The sequence below is a fragment of the uncultured Meiothermus sp. genome (assembly GCF_937863175.1).
In the GTDB taxonomy this organism is placed as follows: domain Bacteria; phylum Deinococcota; class Deinococci; order Deinococcales; family Thermaceae; genus Meiothermus.
Genome location: NZ_CALMCQ010000232.1, coordinates 1 through 9,039, shown reverse-complemented (window position 1 = coordinate 9,039; position 9,039 = coordinate 1). Strand labels below are relative to the sequence as shown.

The window sequence follows — 9,039 nt, the reverse complement described above, 5'->3', positions numbered from 1 at the left end:
TAACGGTTTGTGAAACTCAAATCTGCTATACACTGCACTCGCAGTTGGGATGGGGAAAGCCAGAGGGGCCTGCGGTGGCTCCTGACAAGCTATAACGGTCAAAACCATGAAGCGCTTGCTTGTTCTCCTGTTGGCCCTGGCCATCGCCAGTATGGCACTGGGTCAGTCGGGGGTTTACCGCCTGCGGGTGGTTTCCTGGAGTTGCAAAGCATTCTCGCGGGGTGTTCTGGTTCAGGGGGTTGTCAAGAACATCAGCTCGAGGCCAATAACCGATTTGCGGGCCAGTGTGCGGGTAATCGGGCCCGGGTTGCGGATGGCCACCAATGCATCGCAGTTGGCGGATCGCAGCCTTGGCCCAGGGGAAAGAGCCCCTTTCGAGGTGCGCATACGCACGAATTTTGACTCGGTCAACCGTTGCGAGTTGTGGTTCCGCAACCCTCGAGTGGTGCAAATTGCCACCCTGGTTCCCAGCCCTCGCTAGTAGAGGTTGCCTTCATATAAAGCGTTTTTGTCTGTGCCTGGTAGCTTTTGGTAGCATTGCTACATGAAACATACCACAAGGATACGGTGGTGTTGAGAATTCTGGGTGGAACTGCTAAAGGCGTAGCACTGAAAGTACCCGAGTCCGCGCGGCCCAGCCCGGTACGGCTGCGTAAAGCGCTGTTCGACTTTTTGCGCTTTCGCTATCCGCACCGAGGGCGCTTCCTCGATTTATATGCGGGAAGCGGGGCGATTGGGCTGGAAGCTGCCTCGGAGGGTTTTTGTGTGGTAATGGTGGAGAAAGACCACCAGGCGATTCAATTTCTGCGCGAGAATGCCAGCAAAACCCGCCTGAGAGTACAGATCGAAGGGGTCAGCGTGGAGCGCTACTTGCTGGATGCGAATCGGCGGGGTTTAAGGTATACCGTAGCCTTTATGGCGCCGCCATATCCTCACAACCTGCTGCAGGATTTTGACCGGCTGCTCGAGGCCCAAATTGTTGAACCTGCTGGTCTGTACATCCTGCAACACCCCACGGAGTTGATCCTGCCAGCCGGTGAGCGTAGAGAGTACGGCTTCAACACCCTCACGATGATCGAGGCTTCAGGACTGGGGTGAATGGATCCAGGAGCAGCGGAAGCAGGGCGTCTCGGCAGGTTCAGCCAGCGCAATTGATGCTGCAGCTTTTGGTCTGTGTGCTCGCGACGCTTGACCGCTTCGGTTCTGGTTTTCAGGCTTTTATACCGGATTCAACAAGATCATCAACAAAGCAAGAGGCTCGGAGGCCATCTTTTTGAATCCTGGAGCATACCCCTCCCGGACGGTCGGCGAAAAAAGCGTCTCCCTTCGGTCGGGTTCCGAATCTGGTATTACACCAGCAGAGGTTTGACGCTGGATACTGGACTGTGTGAAGATACTTCGCGAAAGCGAGGCATTATGCATGTCGTTTATCCGGGGAGTTTCGACCCTCTGCATAACGGGCACCTTGACGTGATCCAGCGGGCCTCGAGGCTTTTTGGCAAGGTAACCGTCGCAGTGCTCGAGAACCCCTCCAAACGTGCCCTGTGGCTTTTCTCCCCGCACGAACGGGTCGAAATCATCCGCCTTGCCGCAGCGGCGGCCCGCATGTCGAATGTGGAAGTGGACACCTTTAGCGGTCTCCTGGTGGACTACATGAAGCGAATCAACTCCAGGGTGATCGTCAAAGGTTTGCGAGCTGTGTCCGATTACGAAAACGAGTTGCAGATGGCCCACCTGAACCGCCAGTATGGCAACCACCCCGAAACCCTGTTCATCATGGCTGCCACTCGCTGGTCGTATGTATCGTCCACCATGGTTAAGGAGATCGCTCGTTTTGGGGGCGACGTTGGAAAGCTGGTGCCGCCCGCGACCGTAGAAGCCTTACGTGCCCGACTCAATTCAATAGAGAGGTAGAAGATGCTGGTTTATGAAAGCAAGTACGGTAATGCTCTGGAGATAGGCCACCTGATTGGCGGGGACGAGAACTTCGATGGGAAAACCCTCGAGCGCCACAATCCTGCTGACCGAGCCGATCTGATTGCCCGGTTTCCCGAAGCCTCCAAAGAAACCCTGCGAAATGCTGCGCTAGCAGCTCAAAAAGCCTTCCAGGACTGGTCGCGTACCCCTGCCCCCATTCGGGGGGCCGTACTGATGAACCTGGCCGAGGTCATGGCCCGCGAAAAAGACACCCTGGTGCGACTGATGGTGCGCGAGGTGGGCAAGACCTTCAAGGAGGCTGGCGGTGACGTGCAGGAGGCCATTGATACGGCCATTTTTTTCGCCTCCGAAGGGCGCAGGCTCTATGGCCAGACCGTGCCCAGCGAGATGCCTAACAAGGAACTTTTCACCTTTCGGCGTCCCCAGGGGGTGGTGGGGATGATCACGGCAGGTAACTTCCCAATCGCGGTGCCGGCCTGGAAGCTGATACCGGCCATCCTGACCGGCAATACGGTGGTCTGGAAGCCTTCCGACGATTCCCCAGCGCTATCTTATGTCTTCGTCAGGCTGTTTGAAGAGGCTGGACTACCCCCAGGAGTCATTAACCTGGTGTTTGGTAAGGGCAAGGACTCGTCCGGACAGTGGCTGGTGGAACTTATGGACGAGGGAGTTTTGAACAAATTTGCTTTCACCGGCAGTACCGCCGTAGGTCGTTGGATTGGCGAGGTAGCAGGCCGCAACCTGCTGCGCCCAACCCTCGAGCTCGGCGGTAAAAACCCCCTGGTGGTACTACGTGATAGCGATCTGGATCTGGCGGTGGAAGGAGCCTGGTGGAGCGCTTTTGCCACCGGTGGTCAGCGCTGCACCAGCGCCGGGAATATCATTGTGGATGCCCCCATCTACGATGAGTTCAAGAAGCGCTTCCTGGAAAAAACCGAGCTTACCGTGGTGGGCAACCCCATCGAAAACCCTGCCGTGACCTACGGCCCTTTCATGAACAAACGCATGCTCGAGCACTGGATCGAGCACTATTCCTGGGGTGTCGCCGATGGGGCCACCCTCCTGTTCGGTAAGGCTCAGATCACCGGCTCCAACCCCTACCCCCACTTCAAGGGCGACCCCGACGCCGGTACCTTTGGCTGGCCCACGGTCTGGGAAGCCCGGCCCGGCATGAAGCAGTTTGAGCAAGAGATTTTCGGCCCCACCATCAATCTGGTGCGTGTAGATGGGGTAGATGAAGCTATCCAGGCGGCCAATGCTCATGGTTACGGGCTTTCCAGCTCGGTCTACACCAACCGCCGCGACTGGGCTTACCGTTTCAAAAACCAGATCAGGGCTGGGATGACCAGCATTAACAACTCCACCGTGGGTGCCGAAGCCCATCTGCCCTTTGGGGGTATCCGAGGCAGTGGCAACGGAGCGCGTGAAAGCGGAATCTGGGTGATCGAGGAGTACACCTACTGGCAGGCCGTCAACGAGGAGTATTCGGGCAAACTCCAGCTCGCCCAGATGGACACCGACTATAGCCAGGCCAAAGCCCCAACCGATTGGGCGAAGTTGCTGGGGAGCTAGGGAAAGGCTGGGAGGAGAAAACCATGGCTTTCAAGGCAGTAAAACCTCTTGAGAGCTTGGTTTTCGTGCATGGGCCTGGACTCTTACCAGGAGCGTCCAAGGAGGCAACAGGCCCGAAGCACGCGATCTTCAGTGTCCAGCACCAGGCTTTTCGGCCCCCTTCACCCGGCTATCACCTGGCAAGGCTTAAGATGAGATAGGAGGAACAAACATGCGTAACTGGATGGCACTGATGCTGGTGGGAACTGCCCTCCTGGCGGCCTGTGGCCCTGCGGTGCGGGCCGATCCGGGTGAGGTGGTCTACGATGTGGGAGGCGGGATTACCCCGGGCAGCGCTCAGGCGGTTGCAGCCGGTAACCCGGTGGTAATACGCCTGTCCCAGTCGGTCGCAACCTATTATGCGTTGGAAGCCCGTCCCCTGCCCGGCTACGGACGCTGGGTACAGCGCCTGGGTACGGGTGCCACGGCCATCTATGTCTCCCAACGGGTTAATGCCCAGGGACAGGTCGAAGCCAGTGTCGAGATGCGCTGGACGTTTGCGGTACGGGCGGATGGCTTTGGGTCGGTTCGGCTGGAAACCCTGGCATCCGAGCAGATTGATGTGGGGCTGGTCGAAGGCCCAGCTTTTGCACGGCTGGATAGAGATTTCCGCCGTGTAGCCAGCGCCAGGTAGCACGTCAGGCCTGACCCGGTTATTTTTGCCCAATGGTGAAATTTCCTGAAACTGCCCTCAGGTCACTGCGCTTGAAGTAGCCACCCGCTACCGGCCATCAGCGACTTCTGCAGGAAGCTATTTCCGCAGACGAAGTTGATGGGTTAGCCGGCCCAGTTCTTCGGGGGTGCTGGCCGCACAGAACCTGTCCAGGTAGGGGAGGGCCGTTTTCATGCAATTGGCTTTGGGATCGTAGCCTTGGGTGCTCAGCAAGGGATTCAACCAGATCAGGGCCGCGCAGCGAAGGTAGACCTGCCGTAAGGCATAATCCAGGACATCCGGTGCTCCGGTGTCCAGGCCATCGCTGGCCATGATCACAATGGTATCGCTACGAATGAGACCTCCAAACTTTTGTTCCAAACGCAGCAGGTTCTCCCCAATTTTGGTTCCACCTCCCCAGGCCTGGCCCAACTGGCCAAGTTCGGGACGCTCGGCGAGGCTTCGGGCTTTTTCCAACTGCCGGGTTATTCGCTCGAGTGCGGTTGAAAAGGAAAAGACCTCGACCCGGTTGCAACGCAACCGCAGGGCAAAAGCAAACTGCAAGAGCCGGTCGGAGTAGCCCTGCATTGAACGGCTGCCATCCAGCACGAAAACAAAGCGGGGCTGGCGTTTGGGATGGTGTTGCCAGGCCGGGTAGATGGGATCGCCCCCGGTGTGGAGGGCTTTGCGCAAGGTGCGTCGAAAGTGGAAGCGAGAACCTTTGGAAGTAGTATCCCAGCGGCGGCTGCGGCCCAGTCTGACCTGGTTAACCAACTGCGTGGCAGCCCTCAGCATTTCATCCAGGCCTTGCTGGGGTATCTCCACCTCCAGGGTTTCGCTTCCCGCCGTTCGGCTAAACATGGCTCTTAACAAGGGTGCGGCCCAGTTGTCGGTGTTCTGATCATCCGACTGCCGGGCCTGCCCCTGCATCCGTGGGCTGTGTGCGTCGAGGATGGCCTCGGAGGGGTTGTTTTGGGTGTGCTGGCTTTTTCCTGCAGTCTCGCCCAGGCCGCCAGGGCTCGACCTGCTGGGTCTGGCCTCGAGGCGTTTGCGGCTGGGGAGGAAAAATTGAAAAAACAGGTCGTCGAAGACCCGTTCTTGCTCGAGGTTGCTGCACATGACCAGCTTGAGGGCCAGACGGACTTCTTGAATGCTGCCCAGATGGATGGCTCCCAGGGCCAGCAACCCGTCCTGCACTTCCTGTGGCCCCACACTGAACTTCTGCCCGCTGCGACGCAGGTGTTGGGAAAAAGCAATCAGGTTCTCGAGTAGACTGCCGTGCGGAAACCAGGGTGGGTCTTTGGAGGTGGACACCGGCTTTATCTCCTTGCCATCGGTGCAGGTCGCCTGGAGTCTCCCTGCACAAGTACTTCCAGGCTGCGCCTCTTCAAAGAAACCGGTAAGTGCTTTGCTGCAGTCACGCCTACGCTACCAGCTCAGCGATTCGATGCTTCTGGGCTTCAACCAGGGCAAGGTCGTCTCGATCTTTGAGAATAACCCCCCAGGTCTGCTCCAGGATCGGCAGATCCAGCGATTCCTTGTGCAGCGAGACCAGGGCCTGGGCCCAGTCGAGACTCTCGGCCACGCCGGGGGCTTTGCTCAGCGGTAGTTCGCGCAGGTGGGCCATAACCGTGGCCACTTTCTCGGCCAGCCGCTGGTTGATGCCGGGTAGCTTGACGCGGATAATCTCTACTTCTTTGTCGAAGGCGGGGTAGTTTTGCCACAGATACAAGCAGCGCCGCCTGAGTGCGTCGGAAAGCTCACGACTGCGATTGGAAGTGAGGATTACGTAGGGGCGATGCCGGGCTGTCAGGGTGCCCAGTTCGGGGATAGTGACCTGGAACTCAGCCAAAAGCTCCAGTAGAAAGGCCTCAAACTCCTCGTCGGCACGGTCAATCTCGTCAATGAGCAACACCGGAGGCGCATCCTGTGAGATGGCTTCCAGCAGCGGACGGCGCAGCAGGTAACCCTCGCTGAAGATCTCGGCCTCGCGTTGAGCCACGCTCTCGCCGACATTCTCGGTCAGGCGGATGTGCAGCATCTGCTTGGGGTAGTTCCACTCGTAAAGGGCCTGAGCGGTATCCAGGCCCTCGTAGCACTGCAAACGGATCAGCCTGGTATCCAGTACGTCGGCCAGGGTCTTGGCTACCTGGGTCTTGCCTACGCCAGCGGGGCCTTCCACCAGCAGGGGTTTGTGCAAAGCCATTACCAGGCGCAAGGCCGTGGCCATCGGCAGGTCGGCGATGTAGTTGCGTTCGCGCAGAACGGCCTGGATGCCCTCTACCGAGCCGAGCTGTGGGTGAGTCTGACTCATACCTTGCCCCTCAGGTATTGGTCGGGGTTTTTGAGGAACCTGGCGCGGCAGTTGGGGCAACTGAAGTAGTAGGTCTGGCCCTGGTACTCAGCGCTTACCGCCCGGGCGATTTCCAGAACTTCGCCACTGGTGGGGTCTACCGCGAAATCAGATCCCAGGGCCCGGGGTTGGGCGATGGCTGGAAGCTCAGCTGCTGCAGCTTCAACCGCCTGGACGATCTGGTTTGTCGCTGGTGGGTTGATGGGCAGAGCAGATGCCGATTGACCGATGGATGGGGTTTCCTGGACAACCTCTTTAGCCTGCCTCCCATCCCCTGCAATTTGCTTCCCACCCCCGAGCAGGATAATTTCGGCCAGAATCGAGATGGCTACCTCGTCTCGCCCACGCCCGCCCAGGTCGAGCCCGGCGGGGTATTTGAGTTTGGGGAAAGTGGTTTTGGGGATGCCTAGGATTTCCAGGTTGTCGAGCACACTGATCCCACGCTTGCGGCTGGCAACCAGGCCGAGATATGCGGGATTGGGCATCTGTTTGGCAATAAGGGCCAGCGAGTCTTCGTCGTAGTGGCCCTGCGAGGCGATGACAATACGGGTTTTGGTAGGGTTTTGGCCCACCAGCCAGCCCTCAATATCGCGCCAGTCGAGCACCTGGATCTCCGACTCGAGCCTTACTCCTGCCAGCTCCGGCATCTCGCAGGCCAGGGTGACGGAATAGTTCATCTGCGCCGCGATCTGTGCCGTGGCTAGGGCAATTTGCGAACCGCCTACAATCAGCAAACTGGCTTTGCTGACTATGGGTTCAATGTACACGTCCACTGCGCCTTCGCTCGAGCAGGTCATGGGAATGACCACCTCGTCGGCGTGTTCCAGTACTACCCTGGCGGCGGCCTCCGGTGTGATCTTGACCAGCCGGGGCCTGCCCAGCCGCAGCACCTCCAGGGCCTGCTTGCGCACAATCTCGCGTGAGCAGCTACCCCCGATATAGCCTTCGAAACGGCCATCCTCAAAGACCAGCGCCCTGTCACCCAGGTGAGAAGAGACAGGAGCCTGGCGCGAAACCACGGTTGCCAGAGCAAAGGTCTCGCCTTTGCGCTTTAGATCGGCTATTTTACCAAAAATCTCCATGTGTTTAAACTGCATTCTAGCCCGTATTGGTCGGAGCAAAACGCACTTTGATTACAAAACCACACCACCAGTCCACCAGCGGTTTATAAAAACCAGCCATACCGGATTCAAAAAGATCATCCTCCAACCCGGAGACCCCGAGGCTCACTTTTGGAATCCTGGAGCACACCCCCCCGGACGGTTGGTGAAAAAAGCGTCTCCCTGCGGTCGGGTTCTAACCGAATCTGGTATTAGAACCTGAGAACGCCCTGTCCCCCGCCCCAGGTGATGGTCATCGAGCAGCCAGCCAGGTCGGGGGTGCTCTGGGTGGTGATCTGGGCTGCCAGAACGGCGGTGTTCGTGCCACCGTTCTGGATGATGGGCAGGGTTTGGCCCACGTTGAGGTTGAGGGCGCCGTTCGTGATGCTGCCCACCGTGACCTGACTGCCCGTTGTGGTGATGGTGAACTGCACGTTGGTGGCGGTGGCCTCGGCGCTACGCACCGTGGCCCCACTGCCATCTGAGAGGGTCAAAGTAGCGTTCAGGGTGACGCTGATGGGCGAGGGAATGGTGGCTGGGCAGCCTTGGCCAAAGCTCACGCTCGAGATGGCCATGTTATAGGTGAAGTCGCTGGGGGCAGCAGGAAGATTGAGGCTGGTGAGGTCGTCAAAGGTGGCGGTTACATTGGCTGTACCGCTGGCCTGGCTGGTTGGCCCCAGGGTGAAAGTCGTGGTCTTGCCCGCCAACTGAAAGGGGTTAGCAATGGGTGGGGTGGTGATAAGTCCACAACCCGCAAAGGCCAGCGCCAAAACACTGCCGAGTAGTGCAACACGTTTCATAAGGTTCCTCCTGCTCATGCTTAAAGCTTTCGGATTGTGTACCCGAGCGAGGAAGAGCTTTGTTGCATTTGACCCAAGAATGGTTTGCTGGTGTTACAAACTAGACCGTCTTGAAGCTTTCGAAGGGTTCTTTGCAGTGGTTGCAGACGTGGATGGCCTTGCACAGGGTGGGGCCAAAGGTATTCTTCACCGAGGTGTTGAGCGAGCCGCAGCGGGGGCAGCGGGTGGGGGAGGGCTCGAGCTGAAGCAGAGAACCCTGTGTGCTGGTAGGTTTGGGAGGGGCAATCCCATACCGGCGCAGGCGCTCCCTGGCCTCGGGGGTGATCCAGTCGGTGGTCCAGGCAGGTGAGAGCACGGTTTTCACTTCGACTTGCCCGAAGCCCTGTGACCGGGCGACTTGCTCTATTTGCTCCCGGATCAGGTGCAGGGCCGGACAACCCGAAAAGGTGGGGGTCATGACTATGGTAGCCTTGTTGCCTTCAACCATTACCCCCCGCACGATCCCCATCTCGACCAGGTTGATTACTGGAATCTCGGGGTCGGGAATTTTGGCCAGGGCGGCCAACAAATGTTCGGTGGATGGCA

General features: G+C 58.6%; 10 protein-coding genes. 5 read left to right on the top strand and 5 right to left on the bottom strand.

Going from position 1 to position 9,039, the window contains the following annotated elements; genetic code table 11:
• The first annotated feature begins 106 nt into the window (after window positions 1-106).
• From Q0288_RS08870 to Q0288_RS08850, 5 genes are all read left to right on the top strand, one after another.
• Window positions 107-481, top strand: coding sequence for an FxLYD domain-containing protein (locus Q0288_RS08870; protein ID WP_299429548.1), 375 nt, complete (start codon window positions 107-109; stop codon window positions 479-481).
• An 89-nt stretch (window positions 482-570) separates the two neighbouring features.
• Complete coding sequence (locus Q0288_RS08865) at window positions 571-1,098, top strand: RsmD family RNA methyltransferase (protein WP_299429546.1); 528 nt, start codon at window positions 571-573, stop codon at window positions 1,096-1,098.
• 318 nt (window positions 1,099-1,416) lie between these two features.
• On the top strand, window positions 1,417-1,914 hold the full coding sequence (coaD, locus tag Q0288_RS08860) for a pantetheine-phosphate adenylyltransferase (protein ID WP_299429544.1): 498 nt from the start codon (window positions 1,417-1,419) through the stop codon (window positions 1,912-1,914).
• Between the two features lie 3 nt (window positions 1,915-1,917).
• On the top strand, window positions 1,918-3,510 hold the full coding sequence (locus tag Q0288_RS08855; RefSeq protein ID WP_299429542.1) for an aldehyde dehydrogenase family protein: 1,593 nt from the start codon (window positions 1,918-1,920) through the stop codon (window positions 3,508-3,510).
• A gap of 211 nt (window positions 3,511-3,721) precedes the next feature.
• Window positions 3,722-4,183 carry a hypothetical protein gene (locus tag Q0288_RS08850; protein ID WP_299429541.1) on the top strand — a complete coding sequence of 154 codons (462 nt, stop codon included), beginning with the start codon at window positions 3,722-3,724 and terminating at the stop codon, window positions 4,181-4,183.
• Between the two features lie 117 nt (window positions 4,184-4,300).
• Here Q0288_RS08850 and Q0288_RS08845 read toward each other — a convergent pair whose 3' ends face one another.
• From Q0288_RS08845 to paaD, 5 genes are all read right to left on the bottom strand, one after another.
• Window positions 4,301-5,515, bottom strand: coding sequence for a VWA domain-containing protein (locus Q0288_RS08845; protein WP_299429539.1), 1,215 nt, complete (start codon window positions 5,513-5,515; stop codon window positions 4,301-4,303).
• A gap of 109 nt (window positions 5,516-5,624) precedes the next feature.
• The gene (locus Q0288_RS08840) at window positions 5,625-6,515 is read right to left on the bottom strand and encodes a MoxR family ATPase (RefSeq protein ID WP_299429537.1); all 891 of its coding nucleotides are present in this window, start codon (window positions 6,513-6,515) and stop codon (window positions 5,625-5,627) included.
• On the bottom strand, window positions 6,512-7,636 hold the full coding sequence (locus tag Q0288_RS08835) for an XdhC family protein (RefSeq protein ID WP_299429535.1): 1,125 nt from the start codon (window positions 7,634-7,636) through the stop codon (window positions 6,512-6,514). Before Q0288_RS08835 ends, Q0288_RS08840 begins: the two co-directional genes overlap by 4 nt.
• Window positions 7,637-7,866: 230 nt before the next feature.
• Window positions 7,867-8,454, bottom strand: a complete 588-nt coding sequence (locus tag Q0288_RS08830) for a hypothetical protein (protein ID WP_299429533.1) — start codon at window positions 8,452-8,454, stop codon at window positions 7,867-7,869.
• A gap of 100 nt (window positions 8,455-8,554) precedes the next feature.
• A partial coding sequence (paaD, locus tag Q0288_RS08825) for a 1,2-phenylacetyl-CoA epoxidase subunit PaaD (protein ID WP_366914738.1) occupies window positions 8,555-9,039 on the bottom strand: 485 nt, incomplete at its 5' end.

Coding starts and splice junctions, on each gene's coding strand:
- Q0288_RS08870 (WP_299429548.1), top strand. CDS start 107: ATGAAGCGCTTGCTTGTTCTCCTGTTGGCCCTGGCCATCGCCAGTATG.
- coaD (WP_299429544.1), top strand. CDS start 1,417: ATGCATGTCGTTTATCCGGGGAGTTTCGACCCTCTGCATAACGGGCAC.
- Q0288_RS08855 (WP_299429542.1), top strand. CDS start 1,918: ATGCTGGTTTATGAAAGCAAGTACGGTAATGCTCTGGAGATAGGCCAC.
- Q0288_RS08850 (WP_299429541.1), top strand. CDS start 3,722: ATGCGTAACTGGATGGCACTGATGCTGGTGGGAACTGCCCTCCTGGCG.
- Q0288_RS08840 (WP_299429537.1), bottom strand. CDS start 6,515: ATGAGTCAGACTCACCCACAGCTCGGCTCGGTAGAGGGCATCCAGGCC.
- Q0288_RS08835 (WP_299429535.1), bottom strand. CDS start 7,636: ATGGAGATTTTTGGTAAAATAGCCGATCTAAAGCGCAAAGGCGAGACC.
- Q0288_RS08830 (WP_299429533.1), bottom strand. CDS start 8,454: ATGAAACGTGTTGCACTACTCGGCAGTGTTTTGGCGCTGGCCTTTGCG.